Source organism: Arthrobacter sp. zg-Y820, assembly GCF_030142155.1.
Taxonomy (GTDB): domain Bacteria; phylum Actinomycetota; class Actinomycetes; order Actinomycetales; family Micrococcaceae; genus Arthrobacter_B.
Genome location: NZ_CP126247.1, coordinates 225185 through 244424 on the forward strand (window position 1 = coordinate 225185; position 19240 = coordinate 244424).

General features: G+C 62.3%; 17 protein-coding genes and 2 pseudogenes. 9 read left to right on the forward strand and 10 right to left on the reverse strand.

Annotated elements, in window-relative coordinates:
• From QNO08_RS01120 to QNO08_RS01130, 3 genes are all read left to right on the forward strand, one after another.
• A complete protein-coding gene (locus QNO08_RS01120; protein WP_229967771.1) occupies nucleotides 1-1653 on the forward strand; it encodes a UvrD-helicase domain-containing protein in 1653 nt (550 codons plus the stop codon).
• Between the two features lie 353 nt (nucleotides 1654-2006).
• Nucleotides 2007-3044, forward strand: coding sequence for a hypothetical protein (locus QNO08_RS01125; RefSeq protein ID WP_229967773.1), 1038 nt, complete (start codon nucleotides 2007-2009; stop codon nucleotides 3042-3044).
• A gap of 495 nt (nucleotides 3045-3539) precedes the next feature.
• Nucleotides 3540-5252: an ATP-dependent nuclease gene (locus QNO08_RS01130; RefSeq protein WP_229967775.1), complete on the forward strand. Its 1713-nt coding sequence runs from the start codon at nucleotides 3540-3542 to the stop codon at nucleotides 5250-5252.
• 239 nt (nucleotides 5253-5491) lie between these two features.
• Here the strand turns inward: QNO08_RS01130 and QNO08_RS01135 are convergent.
• The 3 genes and pseudogenes from QNO08_RS01135 to QNO08_RS01145 form a co-directional block, all read right to left on the reverse strand.
• A pseudogene (locus QNO08_RS01135) lies at nucleotides 5492-5949 on the reverse strand (SCO1664 family protein); the annotation flags it as partial.
• A gap of 2 nt (nucleotides 5950-5951) precedes the next feature.
• A pseudogene (locus QNO08_RS01140) lies at nucleotides 5952-6089 on the reverse strand (DUF3090 domain-containing protein); the annotation flags it as partial.
• Nucleotides 6090-6191: 102 nt separating this feature from the next.
• Nucleotides 6192-6710 carry a universal stress protein gene (locus QNO08_RS01145; RefSeq protein ID WP_331461793.1) on the reverse strand — a complete coding sequence of 173 codons (519 nt, stop codon included), beginning with the start codon at nucleotides 6708-6710 and terminating at the stop codon, nucleotides 6192-6194.
• 140 nt (nucleotides 6711-6850) lie between these two features.
• Between QNO08_RS01145 and QNO08_RS01150 the strand changes: the two genes are divergently transcribed.
• The 3 genes from QNO08_RS01150 to QNO08_RS01160 are packed head-to-tail and all read left to right on the forward strand — an operon-like array spanning nucleotide 6851 to nucleotide 9886.
• On the forward strand, nucleotides 6851-7807 hold the full coding sequence (locus QNO08_RS01150; protein ID WP_229967994.1) for a Bug family tripartite tricarboxylate transporter substrate binding protein: 957 nt from the start codon (nucleotides 6851-6853) through the stop codon (nucleotides 7805-7807).
• Nucleotides 7807-8379: a tripartite tricarboxylate transporter TctB family protein gene (locus QNO08_RS01155; protein ID WP_229967783.1), complete on the forward strand. Its 573-nt coding sequence runs from the start codon at nucleotides 7807-7809 to the stop codon at nucleotides 8377-8379. The genes QNO08_RS01150 and QNO08_RS01155 overlap by 1 nt, the downstream gene beginning before the upstream one ends.
• Before the next feature lies 1 nt (nucleotide 8380).
• Entirely contained in the window at nucleotides 8381-9886 is a 1506-nt protein-coding gene (locus QNO08_RS01160; RefSeq protein ID WP_229967785.1) for a tripartite tricarboxylate transporter permease, read from the forward strand.
• A gap of 295 nt (nucleotides 9887-10181) precedes the next feature.
• Here the strand turns inward: QNO08_RS01160 and QNO08_RS01170 are convergent, their stop codons facing one another.
• A complete protein-coding gene (locus QNO08_RS01170; RefSeq protein WP_229967787.1) occupies nucleotides 10182-10670 on the reverse strand; it encodes a universal stress protein in 489 nt (162 codons plus the stop codon).
• A gap of 111 nt (nucleotides 10671-10781) precedes the next feature.
• On the reverse strand, nucleotides 10782-11957 hold the full coding sequence (locus tag QNO08_RS01175; protein WP_229967789.1) for a phosphoglycerate dehydrogenase: 1176 nt from the start codon (nucleotides 11955-11957) through the stop codon (nucleotides 10782-10784).
• A gap of 47 nt (nucleotides 11958-12004) precedes the next feature.
• Here QNO08_RS01175 and QNO08_RS01180 point away from each other — a divergent pair, with 47 nt between their 5' ends.
• From QNO08_RS01180 to QNO08_RS17445, 3 genes are read left to right on the forward strand one after another with little or no spacing between them, the layout of a single operon-like run.
• On the forward strand, nucleotides 12005-12682 hold the full coding sequence (locus tag QNO08_RS01180) for a hypothetical protein (RefSeq protein WP_229967791.1): 678 nt from the start codon (nucleotides 12005-12007) through the stop codon (nucleotides 12680-12682).
• Between the two features lie 9 nt (nucleotides 12683-12691).
• Nucleotides 12692-13162, forward strand: coding sequence for a PhzF family phenazine biosynthesis protein (locus QNO08_RS17440; protein WP_331461794.1), 471 nt, complete (start codon nucleotides 12692-12694; stop codon nucleotides 13160-13162).
• A 20-nt stretch (nucleotides 13163-13182) separates the two neighbouring features.
• Nucleotides 13183-13530: a PhzF family phenazine biosynthesis protein gene (locus tag QNO08_RS17445; RefSeq protein WP_331461796.1), complete on the forward strand. Its 348-nt coding sequence runs from the start codon at nucleotides 13183-13185 to the stop codon at nucleotides 13528-13530.
• Here the strand turns inward: QNO08_RS17445 and QNO08_RS01190 are convergent.
• The 5 genes from QNO08_RS01190 to QNO08_RS01210 form a co-directional block, all read right to left on the reverse strand.
• The gene (locus QNO08_RS01190) at nucleotides 13496-15199 is read right to left on the reverse strand and encodes an FAD-dependent oxidoreductase (RefSeq protein WP_229967793.1); all 1704 of its coding nucleotides are present in this window, start codon (nucleotides 15197-15199) and stop codon (nucleotides 13496-13498) included. The genes QNO08_RS17445 and QNO08_RS01190 overlap by 35 nt on opposite strands.
• Before the next feature lie 302 nt (nucleotides 15200-15501).
• A complete protein-coding gene (locus QNO08_RS01195; RefSeq protein WP_229967795.1) occupies nucleotides 15502-16269 on the reverse strand; it encodes an SCO1664 family protein in 768 nt (255 codons plus the stop codon).
• Nucleotides 16269-16823: a DUF3090 family protein gene (locus tag QNO08_RS01200; protein WP_229967797.1), complete on the reverse strand. Its 555-nt coding sequence runs from the start codon at nucleotides 16821-16823 to the stop codon at nucleotides 16269-16271. The genes QNO08_RS01195 and QNO08_RS01200 overlap by 1 nt, the downstream gene beginning before the upstream one ends.
• A gap of 15 nt (nucleotides 16824-16838) precedes the next feature.
• Nucleotides 16839-17540, reverse strand: a complete 702-nt coding sequence (locus QNO08_RS01205) for a histidine phosphatase family protein (RefSeq protein WP_229967799.1) — start codon at nucleotides 17538-17540, stop codon at nucleotides 16839-16841.
• A gap of 68 nt (nucleotides 17541-17608) precedes the next feature.
• Nucleotides 17609-19189 carry a sulfatase-like hydrolase/transferase gene (locus QNO08_RS01210; protein WP_229967800.1) on the reverse strand — a complete coding sequence of 527 codons (1581 nt, stop codon included), beginning with the start codon at nucleotides 19187-19189 and terminating at the stop codon, nucleotides 17609-17611.
• Nucleotides 19190-19240: the final 51 nt, after the last annotated feature.

Below are 19240 nucleotides of genomic sequence, written 5' to 3' on the forward strand. Positions count from 1 at the left end.
TTGGAGGAATGGCAGCCAGTTGGGGGACTTCATCTGGAGCCGAATGCGATGGCCGCCGTTCGCGAAATCGAAAACAACGTGGTGGTCACGGCTGGCCCGGGCGCAGGTAAGACTGAGCTCTTGGCGCAGAGAGCAGATTTTTTGTTCCGCACGGGCGCGTCACCCTACCCGCGGCGCATTTTGGCCATTTCATTCAAGACCGATGCGGCGCGGAACCTGCAGGATCGAGTGCGTAGTCGCTCCGGAGCGCAGTATGCAGCGCGTTTCGATAGCTTCACCTTCCACGCCTTCGCAAAACGGCTGATCGACAATTACCGTCCTGCTCTCACCGGCCTGAATGCGCTGTTGCCGGACTACCGCGTCGATCCTGACACTCGCATCAAGGGCGAGCAGATCACCTTCAAAGAGTTTGTGCCCTTTGCGCTCGAGATTCTTGAGGAAAATGCTTATGCACGCGGTGCGCTACGGCAAACCTACAGCCACGTATTCCTCGACGAGTTCCAAGACGCGACGGGAGAGCAATACTCCTTGGTGAAAGCCGGTTTCGCCGGCATCGACGCCCGCTTGACTGCCGTTGGGGACGTCAAGCAGCGAATCATGGCCTGGGCGGGCGCGCTCGACGGCGTGATGGAGACGTTCGCGACTGACTTTGCGGCGGAGTCACGTCCGTTGTACCAAAACTTCCGTTCTAAGCCGCGACTCCGTCGGATGCAGAACCGCATGGTCCATGACATGGATCCTGCCGCAGCTAGTCCAGCCTCGGACCTTGTAGGAGATGAGGGCGAAATACAGGTGCTGCCATTCAATACAGATGATGAAGAGGCCGCCGGTGTCGCCGACATCCTAGAAACGTGGCTCGCGAATGGAACACCGCACAGTGAGATCGCCGTCCTGATTCGCAACCAACCGCATCTAGTCGGTGCGGTCATCGGGAAGGAACTCGCCGCTCGCGGAATCGCGTATCGAAATGAGCAAGAGTCCCAAGACCTGACCGCGGAGCCGGCGGCGGCGTTGATCTTGAACTTCCTGCGGGTTGTCGCGGACGATCGTCGTCCAGATGCCTATGCAGAACTTATTCGCGTCGCTACACGAACAGGTGACAGCGAGACTGAGAGTCTGATGTTCGAAAGCCTGCTGCGCCAGCATCTCCGTGATGCGCGCGCAACTGTTCGAACGCAGAACTTCGACCAGACGGATTTTGGCTCATGGAGGCCGATTATTGCGGATTACCTTCGGCTCGTCCCACGCTCGCAGCTCAATGCCCTGTCGCCGTCGTACCACCAAGGAAGCCGTCTCGACGGGGTTCTGAAAGATACGATCGAGGCCTTCAATCGAGAGCTTGCCATCGATGGAGACGCAGTTGGAGCACTCAATCGTCTCTCTGAGGAGGACGCGGTTCGATTCTTCACTATTCACAAGTGCAAGGGGCTGGAGTTTGAAAAGGTTATCGTTGTCGGTGTCGAGACGGAACTGTTCTTTGGGAAACCTTCTGACGCCAAGTCGGAGTTTTTCGTCGCGATCTCGCGAGCAAAGGACGAGTTGATCGTGACGCACTCGGCTTTCCGCACCAAACCTGAAGGCGCTAATGCTCGTTGGTCCGAGGAACGGACTGCATACGAGGAACTGCTCCGCTATGCGGTGGAGCCTGCCTAGCATGGCAAGGCCGTGCGCCTTAACGAACTAGCGGGTGGCTCGATTCTGCGCTCAGAATGGTTCAAGGAGCCGCAGGAATGCCTGGCCGGCATCTTCCGCAATACTTAGGCGAGGCATGCCAGCGTTGAAGCACGCTGCATATCCACCCAAACTCCGCGGGGTCCTCGCCTTGGAAAGTCCAAGTATCATCCGATGGTCAGGCGGTTCCTGGTTCTGGTCCTGGTCGCCGTGCGTGGTGACGCTACCGCTCTGGCCATGGTGAAACGGGTCTTCGCTCGGAACGGCAATGGCAACGACGAGCCCGCACTTTGGTGTGCGCATTTGCGACCATTCGCGGCGTGTACTGTTTCCCTGTGGAAGAAACAAAGCCCCTGACCGCGCCCGGGATTCATTTCGGATGGGTGACGGTCCTTGCCCTTTTCGGCGCCGCCGTCACTTACCTTGCCTTCTGGGGTCCATTCTTCGTTCCAGCCCTTGGCGTCAACGCCGTCGCGGTATGGCAGTCAATTTGCACGAGTTTCGGGGTAGCCGTGTTTTCCGCCGCCGTACTGCTGCTGTTCGAACCCAAGCTCCGCAAAGCCATCACCCAATCAGTCACAGCAGATGTGAAGAAGGACGTGCGAGATGCCGTCCACGCTGACTTGAACGAACGACTGGCGCCCCTGTCAGAACGTATAAATTCGCTATATGATGCAAGGCTGGCTGAACAGGAAACGATCATCAAGGGCCTTGCAAGCGATTTCACCCACGAACGCGTTTTGCAATCCTTCAGACACGCTTCGGACGTAAGCGCTCTCGCTAACGACTCCATAGTAGTCCAGGCAGAGGACGAACCGGGGAGACTTCATATCGGTTTGCAGTGGAGGCTCACGAATGAGCTACAGAGTTATAACAACCCGAGCTATCAGGGAGCCACGCCACAGGAGGAATGCAAGGCGCTGCATCTTAGTGCCAGCGGCTCCGGAATTTATGCAGAGGTAGTCTGGGACCCAGCCGACCAATTCGACAGAGCGGCTCTAAACTTGGCAGGGGAACTGGCTCGCATGCGCCAGCGGGGCCTAGCCGAAAGAATCGACTGGAATTCCATTCTTCCTCGTTTTGAAAAGGGAATTAAAGTCGCGGTTGATGCCAGCAATAACGTTCCTGGTTCCCTCCCATTCAAGAGTGGCCTGGTGGAAGTCGCGGGACCCGATTTGGCACCGTGGTACCTGACAAGTGATGGACTGCATTATCCGAGCCAAAACTGGTTCCTGCCTAGGCTGCAAATTGGCTCTAAGAGAGGGTGGCCTAATCCCGGTGCGGAAAAGGAAGTCAAAAAACCTGAATGGGCTGTTTCGAAGGAATGGGACTATATTATCGATAGTGCACGATCGCATTTTAGTCACTGGTGACAGGATCCCCTGCACGTCACGGTGGTAGCCGAGCGTAACCGGGTGCAGCGCCCAGCGGGCGAAGCAATTTCCTCGACAGCGAGCAGGCCCGCCAGCCTGCGGCCCAGCTCACCCATAAATTCTTCGGTGACACGGTCTAGGCCCGCGAGTTCGGAGGAGGTTGGCGCCCTCGCCGATCCAGGCCCACAGTATGGTCTGCAGCTTCTGGTCGCTGTGGATGGTGAGCCCATCAGTGGCAGCCTAGCAAATCTGAGCGGTTCAACCGGGCCCTGAATGAAGGGTGGTGCTACAGGGGGGGAGCGTCGCCTCCAGGCAGGCCGCATCGATGTTCTGGAACCATGGATAGACTGCTATCTGCGTTGGAGGCGCGGCGCCCATCAGCCGGTGTAAACATTGCCTGGATACCATATCGTCGCTGGTTGCAATAGTTTCGCCATGCATTAGCCGGCGTGCAGGGCTAGGGCGGCGACGATTCTGCAGTAGGATGATCGAGATATGACAATCATTAATGGTTTCTCCTTTCAGGGGTATAGAAGTTTTTCATCGTCTCGCCCGGCAACGCTTATGCCCCTCGGCAAGATGAATCTTATTGTCGGGAAAAATAATACGGGTAAGTCCAATATCCTGCGAGTTATTGCTGATACTTATACTAATAGTTCTGTTGCTGGCTCGGTCTGGGATCGCCCTCTTGGGGAGTCCGAAAATGACTTCCGAACGCGCGAATTCTGTGCGCTTGCAGATATCCTCGCCTGGCCGGACGTGTCTAATCTACCCGAGCGGCATCGAGGTTTGCTCGAGGCGTTCATCTGCGATCCGGGATTCGCTAGCCAGACCCCCGAAAAGGGTGTCTGGTTTGGTATCACAAAAGGGCGGCAATTCTATACTTTAAATGATCCATGGAATACTTTGAGTGAGATTCAAAACATCCATGTTGCAGGAGGTCTGTCAGGAGCACTGTCCGGGCGAAGTGGTGGATCACTGGAGCAGGATGTGAGTCGAGTGTTGGGATGGATTTTGAACGCCAAACCAACTGCATTAACTACCGCGTACACCGTTGAAGGTGTAAGGACAATCTCGGCCGACAGTACCCAAGCGCCGGATCTGAACGGTCTTAGTATCAAACGTCGACTGTTGGAGTTGCAGAACCCGTCGACGGACCGCTTGAAAGACAAGGAAGTCTTCGTTAAGTTGCAGGACTTCGTGCGAGCGGTCTTGGATAATGCGGAAATAACGATCGATATACCTCATGACTTGTCAACGATCCACATAACACAAAATGGCCATACGCTGCCAATTGAGAACACTGGGACCGGTATTCATGAAGTGGTAATTCTTGCAGCCGCTGCGACGATAACTCAGGATTCTATTCTCTGTATCGAGGAGCCTGAGGTGCATTTGCATCCCATACTGCAACGAAAGCTTCTTCGCTATTTAGTGTCAAATACGACTAACCAGTACTTTATTGCAACTCATTCTGCGCACTTGTTGGATTCGCAACTCGGTAGCATATTCCATGTTTCACGCGAGGATGATGTTTCAAGTGTTCGCTTTGCCGGTGCTGCGAGGGACCGAGCGTCCGTGTGTGCGGATCTCGGATACCGCCCTTCAGACCTCGTACAAACAAATGCCGTCCTGTGGGTTGAGGGGCCCTCGGATCGCATCTACCTAAAGCATTGGATCGAACAACTTGCGCCAAACCAGTTCGTTGAAGGAACTCACTATTCCGTGATGTTCTACGGTGGAGCGCTGCTTAGCGCACTGTCACCACTCGATGCCGAAGAAGTTGAAGAGTTCATCTCCCTGCGGAACCTTAACCGATACGTGGTGGTCCTGATTGACTCCGACAAGAAATACGCAAGTGCCCGCCTGAATGAAAGTAAACGACGCGTAATCAGTGGCGTAGACGAAGACCCCTCCACGGGCTTTGCATGGGTGACTGCCGGTTACACAATCGAGAATTACCTTCCGGAACCGGTGCTTAGTGCGTCTATACACGCTGCGCACCCCTCCACCGCCAAACGCGAATTAGCACCGCAGCACAGGTGGTCGAATCCCTTGGCGAGTGATCGGCTTGGTATTCAGCAGCCCAGCAAGGTTGCGATTGCAAAGTGCGCAACGCGCGGGAGGGCTAACGTATGGCCTCTAGACTTGAAGAACCGAGTGGAGAAGGTCATCGAGGTCATCCGGAACGCCAACGCTCACACATGATTTAGCCAGTATGGTGAACGCCGGGTCCGTAGAAACTGCAACCCCTCTGAGGTTCCCAAGACGCCCTCGTTTCTGTTGTCGCGGCGTTCTCCCCAAAACAAATTCGTCAACTATGAGCGGACGGGACAGCGTGTAAGCGCGATAGGGTTGGCAGGAAGGCACTTTCCATCTTTAATCACGATAAAATGCTGAATCGATTTTTCTGGGGCGTCCGGGCCCGGAGCTAACCGAAAGTTGCCCTAGAACAGAGGCCAGGGCGCCACCGGCATCCCGCCGCGCGGAGCCGGAAAGCCGGAAAGCACCCTGCCGAGCGCAACCGGGCGCAGCGCGCAGCGAGGGCAGCGATTTCCTCTGCGGTGAGTAGGTTCGCCAGTTGCTGGCCCAGTTCACCCCTCAGCCCGGAGAGAACACGGTCCACGCCGTCGAGTTCCTCAGGAATCAGCGCCTCTCCGATCCAGCCCCACAGCACCGTGCGCAGCTTGTGGTCGCGGTGAAAGGTCAGCCCGTGGTCCACGCCGTACGTGTGGCCGTCGCTCATCGCGAGGATGCGGTCGCCTTTGCGGTCGGCATTGTTGACGACGACGTTGAACACCACCATCCGCCGCAGCGCCGCGGTGTTTTCATGCACGAGGGCAAAAACCCGACCGTTTTGATCCTTACCCTCAAGGACCTGCTTCCAGCCCGTGGCGGGCACCTCACGCCGGCGCGGAACTGTTCCTGAACGGGCTCGAGATCGTCATTGTCCACGAGTTCGATGGGCGTGCTCGCTGGAACGTGGAAGGGGTTGCCGTCGATGGTGATGAGCTGGTCAAGGATCTCGTCCATTTTCTCGGCGAGCTGAGTCAGGGACGACACCCGGGCCGGATTGGCATGGATCAGGGCATGTGGGAAATAGTCGCTTCAAAGGGCCGCCCGCGGGGCGCCCTCTTTTAGTCCTCCTTAGAGTCGCCGGGACTTAACCGAGATCACCGGGGCGTTGGCTTCGAGCAGTATCTGCTGCGCCGCGCTGCCGAGCAGGAACTTACCCACCGGGCTGCGGTGCTTGACACCGATCACCACAGCGGAGGCGTCGACCTCTTCAGCGGCGTCGAGGAGATCGCCCACGGCGTCGTGATTGCGGGCATCCGGCAAACGATAGGTGACCGGTACGCCGTTGAGCTCGGCGCCTTCCGCGTCGAGCTGGGTGCCTTCCAGATTGAAAACCATCAGGTCTTCCTGACGGCGCCGGGCTTCTTCAATGGAGGCGGTAAGTGCGGCCTCGCCCTCGGGAGTGCTGGTGCGAGCAACGATGACGGTCATGAAGTCTCCAAGGTGGGTGGGGTGAAGAAGAACGATGGAAAGTTCATTCTGCGGGCGAATTTGTTCTTCAGGTTCTCCGCACTGAGCAGTAAAAGCAAAACAGGTGCAGTTTATTAAGAGCGGCAGCCAGGCCGATCCCGTCAATATGATGCGGATCACCTAAGCTCTTTGGGTGGTTAATGCGACTTTGAGTACTAGCCAGTTTTGATGTCCCTTCACCCCCACTAAGGACAGTTGATTTCGTGAGTTCTTCACCAGATCGAGCCGGGTCCGGCACGCGCCGCAAGCATCCGATCTTTATGGCCGCCTATGGCATCGTGGCTGTCGCCACGATCGGTTTGGCCAGCTTCTTTTCCATCCAGTCCGCTTCCGGCGGTTCAGACATTCGTGCAAACCTCACCCTGATTGCTCCGGCAGGCGCCGGCGGGGGATGGGACACGTTCATGCGCGAGCAGCAACAGGCCATGCGTGCCAACGGTTTGGTGAATAACACGCAGGTAGTCAACATCCCCGGGGCTGCCGGCACTATTGGCCTCGGCAAGCTCTCCACCATGTCCGGGCAGGCAAACAACCTCATGGTCACGGGCGCCGGACTGGTCGCCGGAGTGGCGCAGCTGGACTCGGCGGTGACGCACGATGACGTGCGGCCCATCGCCCGCCTGGTGGAGGAATACGACGTCGTTGTGGTTCCGGCCAGCTCCCCGTACAAGACGCTCGACGACCTCGTGCAGGCCTGGAAGGCTGACCCGGCGGCGATTGCCTGGACCGGCGGCGGCACCTTTGACCAATTGGTCATGACCGAACTTGCTCTGGCTGCCGGAGTGGATCCCTCCACCACCACGTACATTCCCAAATCCGGCGGAGGCGAGGCGGCGCAGGCACTCATCACGGATACCGCTAAAGCTGCCACCTCGGGGTACAAGGATGTTGAGGACCAGATCAAGTCGGGGCGCCTGCGCGCCCTCGGGCTGGCTGCCCCGCAGCGGCTCGACGGCGTCGACATCCCCACCTTGACCGAGCAGGGCTATGACGTGGATCTCGCCAACTGGCGGGCCCTCGTGGCACCTCCGGGCATCACGGACGAGGAATTCGCGGAGCTGCGGACCCTGATCGAGGAAACCATCGCGACCCCCGAGTGGCAGGACGCCGTGGAGCGCAACAAATGGGCCGATGTGTACCTCACCGGGGACGAGTTCGACGAGTTCATGACCTCGGAGCAGCAGCGCATCGGTGAACTAGTGAAGGAGATCGGCTGATGAGCACTCCAGTGCCCTCGTCCGCAGATGCGGCGGAGCAGCCGATCGAAAAGACCGGCATTGCGGACGGACAACCTCCCGTCCGCACCTCCTGGTGGGACGGTCGCAGCGGGCTGCTCCTCTCGCTCGTTATGGTGGCCTTCAGCACTTACCTGCTGGTCGGAATCCTCACGATGGACGTGGGTGAGAGCACGGACTTTCCCGGTCCGAAGTTTTTCCCCGGCATCCTGATGGTCGCCGGTTACGTCCTGGCTGCTCTGCTGGCGCTGCACTACGTGCGTTCCCCGGAACACCCCACGGAGACTTCCTCCCGGCGTTACCGCACCTTCACGGACTGGTCAGCAGTCCTCTGGACCGCAGGAGGCTTCCTGCTCTTCGCCCTGACCTTGGAAACACTGGGCTGGATCATCGCCGCCGCCCTGATGTTCTGGTTTGTAGCGAAGGGCTTCGGCAGCCGCCGCCCCATCTTCGACATCTCACTTGCCCTGCTGATCAGCAGCGCAGTCTATCTGGCATTCTCAATCGGTCTGGGACTCAGCCTCCCGTCCGGCATCCTTGGAGGAGGTTTCTAGCATGGATTCAATCAACCTGTTGATGGAAGGCTTCTCCTCAGCCCTGACACCGATGAACCTGCTGTGGGTGCTCGTCGGCTGCCTGTTGGGCACCGCCGTCGGTGTGCTGCCGGGACTGGGCTCTTCGATGGCGGTGGCTTTGCTGCTGCCGGTAACTTTTGCCCTCGACCCCACTGCCGCTTTCATCATGTTCGCCGGAGTGTATTTCGGCGGCATGTTCGGCGACTCCACCATGGCGATCCTCATGAACACCCCGGGCCAGGCTTCGGCCATCGCGTCCACGTTCGAGGGGCACAAAATGGCCAAGGACGGCAGGGCCCCACAGGCCCTGGCAACCGCAGCGATCGGCGCGTTTATCGGCGGCATGGTGGCCTCCGTTCTCGTCGTGTTCCTCGCCCCGGCCTTAGCTGATTTCTCAGCCAATTTCGGTCCGGCTGAATTCTTTGCGCTGGCCTTGTTCGCTTTCGTTGCCACATCCTCCGTGGTCTCAGACTCAGCGGTGAAGGGCCTCGCGGCCCTCGTGATCGGTCTGGGGATCGCCACAGTGGGTATCGACCCGTTCTCGGGTGCCGAACGTTTCAGTTTCGGTGCGCCCCAGATGTTCGACGGCATTTCCCTGATTACCGTGACCGTAGCCATTCTGGCCCTGGGCGAGGTATTCCATATCGCTTCCCGGATACGCCGGGATCCGGCCGGCAAGCAGATCAGCTCCGCAGGCCGTCCCTTCCTCTCCCGCGCCGAGCTCAAAGAGGCAGCCCCGGCCTGGGCCCGAGGCACCGCGATCGGCTTGCCGTTCGGCGTCATCCCCGCCGGCGGGTCCGAGATTCCGACGTTCATCTCCTACGACGTGGAAAGGCGCATCGACCGCCGCCGCAAGAACCCGAAGTTCGGTAAGGGTGCGATCCGTGGCCTGGCGGCTCCTGAAGCCGCCGGCAACGCCACCACCGGCACCGCCATGGGAGCGCTTCTGGCTCTGGGCCTGCCGGTCTCGGCCACGGCCGCGATCATGCTGGCGGCGTTCCAGCAGTACGGCCTGCAGCCGGGCCCCCTGCTGTTTGATCGATCCCCCGACCTGGTCTGGGCACTGCTGGCGAGCTTCTTCATCGCGATGGTGGTGCTGCTCGTCATCAACCTGCCCTTCGCGGGGCTTTGGGCCAAGCTGCTCCTCATCCCGGCCCCGTACCTGTACGCCGGGATTACCGTCTTCTGCGGGCTGGGCGTCTACGCCACCTCCGGGGCGGTCTTCGATCTGCTGATGCTGCTCGGGCTTGGTCTGGTCGGCTTCATCATGCGCCGTCACGGAATGCCCCTGGCCCCGTTGATGATTGGTGTGGTGCTGGGTCCGCTGGCGGAAACGAGCATGCGCGATGCGCTGCTGTCCTCCAACGGTGACTACTCCGTGTTCGTGACCGGGCCGATCCCACTGGTGCTCTACGGTCTGTTGTTCATTGTGCTGGTGGCTACTGTGCGGTCCAAGGTTGTGAACCGGACCCGCCGGGATCTCTAGGTCCCGACCCGCATGAAATAACCCCGAAGGGCCTCGCTGATCAGCGAGGCCCTTCGCGGTTTGCCCTTCTGGCCTGCACAGCGAAGCCCAGCTGATCGATGCCTTGGTGCCCCGAGGTGCGCGCATTCTCGACGCCGGCTGCTTGCCCGGGCCGGGTGGGGCGGCGAGCTGGCCGCCCGCGGGCACGACGTCGTCGGCGTCGACATTGACCCCGAACCAGGGAGCCGCAACGACGTTGCAGATCCCGGCCGGGATGACCTCCGCATGGGCCTTCAGCTCCACTGCAACTCAACCCCTACAGCGAGGCTGCCTGACCACGGTCGCGTGCGCGGGTCTTTGAGGGGACGACCAGGACTGGCACAGCAGCGTGGTTGACGACCTGGTGCGAAACCGACCCGAGGCGCAGCCCGGAAAACCCGCCGTGACCTCGTGAGCCGACGACCACAAGATCGGCCTCTTGGGCCGCGTCCAGTATCGCCGACGCCGGTGAATGACTGTGAATAAGCGTCCCGCTGGCGGCCACGCCCGTTTCTGCAACGGACTTCAACGCCTGGGCTTGGAGCGCCGCTGCGTCTTCTTCCGGGGACTTCACAACGGCAATTCCGCCTGCCGCCGTTTCGAGCACCGCCGGGTACCACGCCATTGGCTGTTTGGCCCAGACGGTGATGAGGCGGAGCCGGCCGTTGCGGTGCCGGGCCTCGTCCACTGCCCAGTCCAGGGCTGACTGGGAGTCCTCGGAGCCGTCAACGCCAACCACAATCGTGAACGGGCTGTTACTGGTCATGTCTTCAAACCTTTCACCGGGGCCTGATGAGCATCCTAGGCCGGAGACCCCCGCGCAGGTCAGGGTCGGCGGCGCCCTCGCCGGCCCCGGAGCGGAAGTTGCCGGCCACTGTCATGGAGGCCGGGCACGGCCGGCGGCTCCGCAACGGCCGAGAGGCGCTGCTGAATGGTCAGGGAACTGAGGATAATGGTCGACCGGGTGAGCGGGTTCGCGGTTTTCGAGGACGTCGATGACGGCCTGTGCAGCTGCAAGCCCGGCGCGTGCCCGGGCCTGAACTGTTTGTCCGGCGAGGTGGGATGTGATGAGCACGTTGTCCAGTTCCTGAAGGGGGCTGTCGCTGGGTAGGGGTTCGCTCTCGAGCACATCCAGCGCGGCGCCGGCAATCGTCCCGTCGAGCAGTGCTTGGGCCAGGGCCTGCTCATCGACGAGTGAGCCGCGCGCCGTGTTGATGAGCACTGCTGTGGGTTTCATCATTTGGAGCCGGGGCGCACTGATGAGCGTGCCGGTGCCGTGGTGTACGCGGGTGTGCAGGGAGACGTAGTCAGCGTCGCGCAGAACGGTGTCGAAATCAACGAAGCGGACAGCGGTGTTCTCGCGATCGGGGTAAGCGGTGCTGACCAGGACGTTCATGCCCAGAGCGACACCCAGACTGGCGGTGGCGCGTCCGCTGGGACCGAAACCGATAATGCCCAGGGTGGATCCGCGCAGTTCATGGCCGGCTTCGCGGGGCCAGCGGCCTTGGCGGACGGCGGTGGAGACATCCGCGAGGTGGCGTGCGGTCATGATGATGAGCCCGATGGTCAGTTCGGCTACTGAGTGGTGGTTGGTGCCGGGGGCGTTGCATACCGTGATGCCGTGTGCGGTGGCCGCCGGGATGTCGATGGAGTCATAGCCCACACCGCTGCGGGCGATGACTTGCAGAGAGGTGGCACTGGCGAGCATATCGGTGGTGACCGGCTCGCTGGCGAGGATCGCGCCGGATATGCCGTCGAATAACGACAGACGTTCTTCCAGAGTCCGCGACCCCCGGAACGGAGAGTAAACCGGCGCCAGATCGTGTTCGCGCAGGAGCTCGTCAACGGCATCTCCCGGGTGGAGGTAGTCGGTGGTGATCAGGATGCGGGTGGCCATGGTGGGGTGGGTTTCTCTTTCTGTGTGAGCGGACGCGATGCCGTCAGTGGCTGTGTGCTTACAGTTCACACCATGCCGGGCTTGGTGGGCCTGTTCCTGGTTCTGGTCCTTCTGCCATTTGCCGACGACGACGACGCGCTGCCAGGTCCGCCGCATCGACTAGCATTGCGCTCAACTAGCCAGCATCGGAAGGACTTTACGCAATGCTGAAGCTTCAACCCATTGCCTGCCTAGCCGCCGCGTCGATTGTTCTGGTGGCGAGCCTGAGCTCATGCGCGTACGCCAAATACGAGGATCCGGTCCGCCCTCCCGCCGAGTCCCTGGCTGACACCGAGCCGTTCGTGAACGAGATGCTCGCGGAGGACCTGGGGTACGCCTCGCCGATCAGGGTGAAAAGCGCCAGGGAGGGCACCTGCTTCGATCCCATCAAGAACGATGACTGGAACCGGGTGACCGAGGTCAGAACCTACGCAAGCGGACACTACCCGGACGCCGCATCCTCCGAGCAGGCCATGGACACCATGGAAAGCTACGTTAAATCCCAAGGCTGGACTCTCGTCACGAAGGACAGCTCAGCCGACTACCAGTCCTTTTTATACGAGAAGGGCGACCTCAGATTCTCCGCCGACTACGAGTATGCGGAACCCTCCGCCATCGATCCGTACCACGCAGTGGGGTTTGATGTTCGGACCGGCTGCCTCAAGCACCCGAAGGACCACGTATTGGTGCGGTCAAAATATGACCCCCAGTACGGCGTTTCCAGCCAGTACTACGATTTCGAGGCGGAGCAGGAAGACCCCGCCGACACCACTCAGACCCGGCTGTCCACCCCGTACGGCGAGGAAACGCGGCGCCCCAACTATCCGGACGACACGTACTAAAGTGGCGCCATGAAAGTCCGTCCCTACAGCGAAGTTGATGTCTTCTCCTCTGAGCCCTATCGGGGCAATGCCTTGGCGGTTGTCCACGATGCCGACGGCCTGAGTGCCGAGGAGATGCAGCAGTTCGCCAACTGGACGAACCTGTCGGAGACGACGTTTCTCCTCGCCCCAAGCAGTCCGGAGGCCGACTACCGGGTGAGGATCTTCACCGCGAAGGAAGAACTGCCTTTCGCCGGGCATCCAACGCTGGGGTCGGCCCAGGCCTGGCTGAACGCAGGCGGATCACCACGGCCCGGCGGGACACTCGTCCAGGAATGCGCGGCAGGGCTGATTTCGATCCGCCGAGCGGAGGAGGGGCAACTGGCTTTCGAGGCGCCACCGCTCACCCGCTACGGGCCCGTTGACGAGCCCCTCGTCTGCCGGATAGCGACGATTCTGGAATCCCGCGGGAGAAAATCCTGGATGCGTCGTGGCTGGTAGACGGCCCCCGGTGGATTGGGATCCGGCTTTCCTCGGCACGGGAAGTCCTGAGCCTGCGGCCCGACCCGGGAAAGGCAGGCGATCTGGAAATCGGTGTTGTGGGCCCGCAGGAGCCCACGGAGGAAACCCGGTTCGAGGTGCGTGCCTTCATCGGAGGGGACCCCGTCTGGGAAGACCCCGTGACCGGCAGCCTGAACGCGGGCCTGGCACGCTGGATGATCGACACAGCCGTGGCCGCGCCGCCCTACACGGCGGCGCAGGGAACAGTCCTCGGACGCCGGGGTCGTGTGCACATCAGTCTCCGCGACGGGAAGATCTGGGTTGGCGGACAGGTCACGAGCTGCGTCGAGGGAACGGTCCTCGTGTAGCGTTCGGACGGGCGAGGGGACTGGCAGGGCCGCTGAGCGCTTGGTGAACGGATGCGACGGCGCTTGACCCTTCGCCGACCGCTGCCGCGACGCGCTTCATGGAGCCGTGCCGGACGTCGCCGGCCGCAAAAACGCGCGGGGCCGAGGTTTCAAAGGGCATGGGTTCGCGGCCCAGCGGCTGCCACTGCTCCAGGGACTGCACCGCAATGTCTGTTCCGGTGCGGATGAACCCGGCATTGTCTCGGTCGAGGGTGGGAAGCCAGGCGCTGGCAGGGTCGGCTCCGATGAAGCAGAACAGCCCGCGGGCATCGACCGGCCCGGCGGTGTCGATGCGGACCGAATCCAGGCCGGAGTCTCCTTCCAGACCAATGATGTTTGACGCGGTATGGATGTGGATGCGGGAATCCTGCCGCAGACGGTCCACGAGGTAGGAGGACATCCGCGCCCCAACCTCAAGTCCCCGGACCACCAGATGAACCGCGCATCCATGGGAGGCGAGATAGAGCGCGGCCTGGCCGGCGGAGTTGGCCCCGCCAACGACAACCACCGGGTGCCCCGCGACTTGGCGCGCCTCCAGGCTGGTAGCGGCGTAATAGATGCCGTACCCCTCAAAGTCCTCCCACCCCTCCACGCCCAGGCTTCGATAGGCTGCCCCCGACGTAATCAATGCGGTGCGTGTCTGCAGGGTGGCCCCGTCGGCCAGCGTGATCTGAAGGCCTTCATCCGCAGTCTCAAGTGCCACCGCTTCGCAGGGTGCACAGACTCTTACCCCGAACTTAATCGCCTGCAAGGTCGCTTGGCGGATGAGATCTCCACCGGCAACTCCGAAGGGAAAACCAAGGAAGTTCTCGATTCGAGAGGTCGACGCCGCTTGCCCTCCCGGCGCGACGGCGTCGAGCACCACCGTGCTCAGCCCTTCGGAGGCTGCATAGATGGCCGCCGCGAGCCCGGCAGGTCCGCCGCCAACCACCAGCAGGTCCGTGGCCCCCTCATGGTGGAGCTGGTAACTCAGCCCGAGGCGCTCGGCGATGGTTCCCGGCGTCGCACGCCGTATGAGCTTGCCCTGGATCAGCGCTGCCGGCAGATCATCGGCTGCGATGCCGTGGCCGTCGAGGGCACCCATGCCGTCAGGCGGGACGACGAAGACGGTATGAATCAAATCAAGACGTTCAGCGAAGCGCCGAAGAGCCAGCAAGCCACTCGACGCTTCCGTCCCAATGAACTTGAGCGTCATGGCTGCGGGGCCTCGCCGAAGCGCTTCGCGGCGTTCCCACAGAGCATGCAGAACAATCCCGCCAAGATCGTCGTCCTGATTCATGACCAGCCGCAGGTCCTCGCGGGCCAGCCGCCGGATGCGCCCGGACTCCTTCACCCGCGCCGACAGGAGCGCGGACTGTCCGTTGAGCAGCCCGAGCTCGCCGGCGAACGAGCGTGGCCCCAGAGTGCTGAGAACGGTTTCTTCATCCCACCACAACGGGTCACGCACCATTTCAAGGGCCCCCGATTCCACCAGGATCATTGGATAGTTCAAATCCCCCGCGCGAAAAACATAGTCGCCGGCCAGCACGTCCGTTGGTGCGGCCAGGGCGAGGAGTTTTTCCCATTGGGAGTCGGAAAGACGAGGCACGGCACTGGTTCGCTTGGCAGGGTGCTCACTGACATCCGTCATGTTGTTCCTTCCGCAGGGATGGCTCTCATCCTGAGAAACGGGATTGCAACGCGGAGCTGGGCTGTGGATTAAGCGTGCAGTGAGATTACCTGATTGAACGGAGGAATGGATGGCCCGCCGGAAACATCAGGGAGACGCTAAAGGCCGGTGTCGCCGTCGCGCACTGCGGCGAGTTCCAGGACGCGGTCCCGGCAGGGCCGCCGGCCGAGCATCAGCGCGGGAATGAAGACCGCCAGGGAGCCTCAGGTCCAGGTGCCCACGGGCGAGTCGAAGGCCATGAGGAAGCATGCAGTCGCAACTCTCTAGAACAGCGGCCAGGGCACCGCGGGCATGTCACCGCTGGGAGCCGGAAACTGCCCGGCCGAGCGCAGCCGGACGCAGCGCGCGGCGAGCGAAGCGATTTCCTCGGCGGTGAGCAGCTTCGCCAGCTGCAGGCCCAACTCACCCTCCAGCCCCGAGAGAATCCGGTCGACGCCGTCGAGTTCCTCGGCACTCAACGCCTCGCCGATCCAGCCCCACAGCACGGTCCGCAGCTTGTGGTCACTGTGGAGGGTGAGCCCGTGATCCACGCCGTACCGGTGTCCGCCGCCCATGGCCAGGATGTGGTCGCCTTTGCGGTCGGCGTTGTTGACAAGCACGTCGAACACGGCCATCCGCCGCAGCGCCGGGGTGTCTTCGTGAATCAGTGCGACGGTCCGCCCGCTTTGGTCCTCACCCTCGAGGACCTGCTTCCAGCCGGTGTCCGGCACGTCGTCCGCCGGGACCAGGTCCACCGCGGTCTGCTCCGGGTCCGTGTCCTGCCAGAGCTGGACCATGCCTTCGCCGAACGGACCATCCCGCAGCCAGGTGCGCGGCACGATGTTCCAGCCGAGAGCCTCCGACACCAGGTAGGCGGCCACCTCGCGGTGGGCCAGGCACCCGTCGGGAAAGTCCCACAGCGGCTGCTCGCCCGCGATCGGTTTGTAGACCACGGCAGCGCCGCCGATGCTGCCCAGGAAGGTGGCGTTCGACGCCGTCGTGATCCGGCCGGTGAGCGTCAGCTCGGCGGCCACCAGGTCGGGCGCCGGCATCAGGACTCGGGGAAGGTGCAGGTGTGCCCGTCGGCGTCGATCGGCTGGCCGCAGATCACGCAGATCGGACGCCCGGCGCCCACGACCTCGCGCGTGCGCTTCGTGAAGGCCCGGGCGGTGCCGACCGGCATCCGCACCCGCAGCACTTCGGCGGGATCAGCGTCGTCCTCGTCCGCGAGGAAGCCGTCGTCGTCCGGATCCACCTCCTCGAGGGGGTAGGCCTCGATGACGATCTGCGCCGTCGTCGGGTCCCAGCCCAGGCTCATCACGCCGGCGCGGAACTGTTCCTGAACCGGCTCAAGATCGTCATTGTCCACGAGTTCGATGGGAGTGCTCGCGGGAACGTGGAAGGGGTTGCCGTCGATGGTGATGAGCTGGTCGAGGATCTCGTCCATTTTCTCGGCGAGCTGGGCCGCCTGCTGCTTCTCCAGGGAGATACTGACGATCTGCTTCCCCGTTTGCACCTGCAGGTAGAACGTGCGCTGTCCCGGGACGCCGACGGTGCCGACGACGACGCGGTCAGGCCAGGCGAACTCGTGAACGGTTGTAGGCATAGGACTACTTTAGGCTCATCCGGCCCGTGGCGCCGCGTGCCCTGCGCCACCGCCGACCGGGGCATCCTCCGACGCAGTGCTGGCCGCCAGCCAGGACAGGTCCCCGGCGTCCGTGTTGGTCGCGTGGACGGTGGGGCGTCCGGGACCGTAGCGCACGATCGACACGGACGCCGGGCCCACGCTGAGGCGCTGGAACAGGTCCAGATGCATGCCGAGCGCGTCGGCGAGGACCGACTTGATGATGTCCCCGTGGCTCACCGCCACCCACACCGCCCCCGGCCCGTGCTCGGCTTCAAACGCGGCATCGTGGCGCCGGATCGCCGCCACCGACCGGGCCTGCATCGCGGCCATGGACTCGCCGCCGGGAAAGGTGACGGCGGAGGGCTGCGACTGCACCGTGGCCCACAGCTTCTCCTTCGCGAGCTCCTCGAGCGTGCGGCCCTGCCAGGAGCCGTAGCCGCACTCGGTGAGATCGTCATCGACCGGCGCATGCGGGCTGCCGGACTGGCGGTCCAGGATGAACCGGGCGGTCTGCCGGCAGCGCTCGAGCGGGCTGGACACCACTCCGACCACGGGCACGACGGCGAGCCGGTCGCCGGTCGCCGCGGCCTGGTCGCGGCCCACCTGGTCGAGGTCGACGCCGGGGGTCCGGCCGGCCAGCACGCCGGAGGCGTTCGCTGTGGTGCGGCCGTGCCGCACGAGGATTACTGTTGCCATTCCCCCAGAGTAGTCATGTGCTCGAATTTGCGCGGAGTTGAGCTGCCGGGGAGGGGAGGGGAGGGGCGCTACCGGACGTCTTCACCCGCCCAGGCCTTCGTATAGAACTTGGGGGAATGCGAGTTCAGCAGTTCCAAATAGTCATTGGGATCCATTGCCTGCGCCGAACTTCCCGGAACCCTCTCGGCGAAGGCGGACACGCCCAGCCCCGCCTCGTGATCCTCCAGGGTGAGGCCGGCGGCCTCCAGGAGCGTGGGGAACATGTTCAGTTGGTCCAGGCCGGAGCGCAGAGTGCTGTTCTTGTCGCGGCCGGGAACCCAGATCCGATTGAAGATGGAGCGGCTGGTGTGGCCGTCCAGCTGCTCGTGGAAAGCGTCCCCGGCACTCAGCTGTTTGAGGTGATCACCCATGATCACCACGGCGGTGTCGTCGAGGTATCCCTTTTCCTTCATGTGGTTCACGAATCCGGCCACCTGGGCCATGGAGCAGGAGAACACCGAGATGTCAGTGTTCTGCGTATCCACGTTGCAGTAGTCGAAGACGTGCGCCGGCTTATGGGTGTCCAGCGTCAGCAGGGAGAGGTTGAACGGCTGGCCCGTCTTCTCCGCCTCGGCGTGCAGCAGGTCGATCTTATCCTTGGCATGGGCCATCAGTCGTTCGTCGCTCAGGCCCCAGTCGCTGCGGAAACTCTCCTCCGGTTCACCGGCGGAGCGCCAGTCGGCGAGGCCCTTCTGCTCGGAGTAGCCGTGGCCTCTCAGGAAGATGTCCTTAGCCGCGAAGGCGGAATTGGCGCCGCCCAGGAAGACGCTGGTGTAGCCGTGGTCGGCCAGAACATCGCCGAGGCAGGTGGCCCCGCCCAGATAAGTGCTGACGCCTACACCTACCTCGCCGGAACCGTCGTTCGGCTCCGGTCCGGTGCCCTTCAGCGGTACGCCGCACTGTGTGGAGACGACGCCGGCCATGGTCCAGCCTCCGCCCTGAAACTGCTGGAGCCCCTCAGTGCTCTGCCAGCCCTCCGAGGCCGGAGTGGCTTCCTTGAGGGGGGCGAACGCGTCCTTTTCGAAGAGTTGGTCGTCCCCCAGCGTTGCCTCACCGGACTCCAGATAGATGACCACCAGGTTGCGCTTGTGCTCGCCGTCGGTGACGGTCGGCTCCACGTAGTAGTCGGCGAGGTCATAGTCGGAGTTGGCCGCCTTGATGTAATCCGCCACCCCAACCGTGGTGGAAAAGGCGGTAACGCCGCCGATGACCAGCGCGGACACCAAGACGGCGGAGATGGTGCGCCGAATCCACTGCGGACGGCGGGGCTCCCCGCGGTTCTTCCGGCGCTTGCGGCGTCGGAAGAACTGCCACAGGGCAATCAGGGCGGTGATGACCACAGGAGCAACACCGATGCCCAGGATGCCCGCCCAGACAACGGATCCACCTCCGCCTTCCGTTTCCACGGAAACGAGGTTGAGCATCATCTGGCTCACGGAGATCTCGCCCCAATAGAATTGGATGCCCGCGGCGGCGATGAGCAGGGCAAGGCCGGCCCAGATCAGGACGTATAACAGAATCCGTCCCAGGACCACGCCGGCCTTTCGGGCCGCGCGCAGAACCGGGCCTGACGCGGCAACACCTCGCGTTCGCCGCGTTTCGCCGTGCATCTTGACACCAAACCGTTCTTTTGAGAGGGAAATAGTTCTGCGGGAAGAATA

What these genes read in the sequence shown, in the direction of transcription:
- QNO08_RS01130 (WP_229967775.1), top strand. Translation starts at nt 3,540, where the DNA reads ATGACAATCATTAATGGTTTCTCCTTTCAGGGGTATAGAAGTTTTTCA.
- QNO08_RS01150 (WP_229967994.1), top strand. Translation starts at nt 6,851, where the DNA reads ATGGCCGCCTATGGCATCGTGGCTGTCGCCACGATCGGTTTGGCCAGC.
- QNO08_RS01155 (WP_229967783.1), top strand. Translation starts at nt 7,807, where the DNA reads ATGAGCACTCCAGTGCCCTCGTCCGCAGATGCGGCGGAGCAGCCGATC.
- QNO08_RS01160 (WP_229967785.1), top strand. Translation starts at nt 8,381, where the DNA reads ATGGATTCAATCAACCTGTTGATGGAAGGCTTCTCCTCAGCCCTGACA.
- QNO08_RS01170 (WP_229967787.1), bottom strand. Translation starts at nt 10,670, where the DNA reads ATGACCAGTAACAGCCCGTTCACGATTGTGGTTGGCGTTGACGGCTCC.
- QNO08_RS01175 (WP_229967789.1), bottom strand. Translation starts at nt 11,957, where the DNA reads ATGCGGCGGACCTGGCAGCGCGTCGTCGTCGTCGGCAAATGGCAGAAG.
- QNO08_RS01180 (WP_229967791.1), top strand. Translation starts at nt 12,005, where the DNA reads ATGCTGAAGCTTCAACCCATTGCCTGCCTAGCCGCCGCGTCGATTGTT.
- QNO08_RS17440 (WP_331461794.1), top strand. Translation starts at nt 12,692, where the DNA reads ATGAAAGTCCGTCCCTACAGCGAAGTTGATGTCTTCTCCTCTGAGCCC.
- QNO08_RS01190 (WP_229967793.1), bottom strand. Translation starts at nt 15,199, where the DNA reads ATGACGGATGTCAGTGAGCACCCTGCCAAGCGAACCAGTGCCGTGCCT.
- QNO08_RS01195 (WP_229967795.1), bottom strand. Translation starts at nt 16,269, where the DNA reads ATGCCGGCGCCCGACCTGGTGGCCGCCGAGCTGACGCTCACCGGCCGG.
- QNO08_RS01200 (WP_229967797.1), bottom strand. Translation starts at nt 16,823, where the DNA reads ATGCCTACAACCGTTCACGAGTTCGCCTGGCCTGACCGCGTCGTCGTC.
- QNO08_RS01205 (WP_229967799.1), bottom strand. Translation starts at nt 17,540, where the DNA reads ATGGCAACAGTAATCCTCGTGCGGCACGGCCGCACCACAGCGAACGCC.
- QNO08_RS01210 (WP_229967800.1), bottom strand. Translation starts at nt 19,189, where the DNA reads ATGCACGGCGAAACGCGGCGAACGCGAGGTGTTGCCGCGTCAGGCCCG.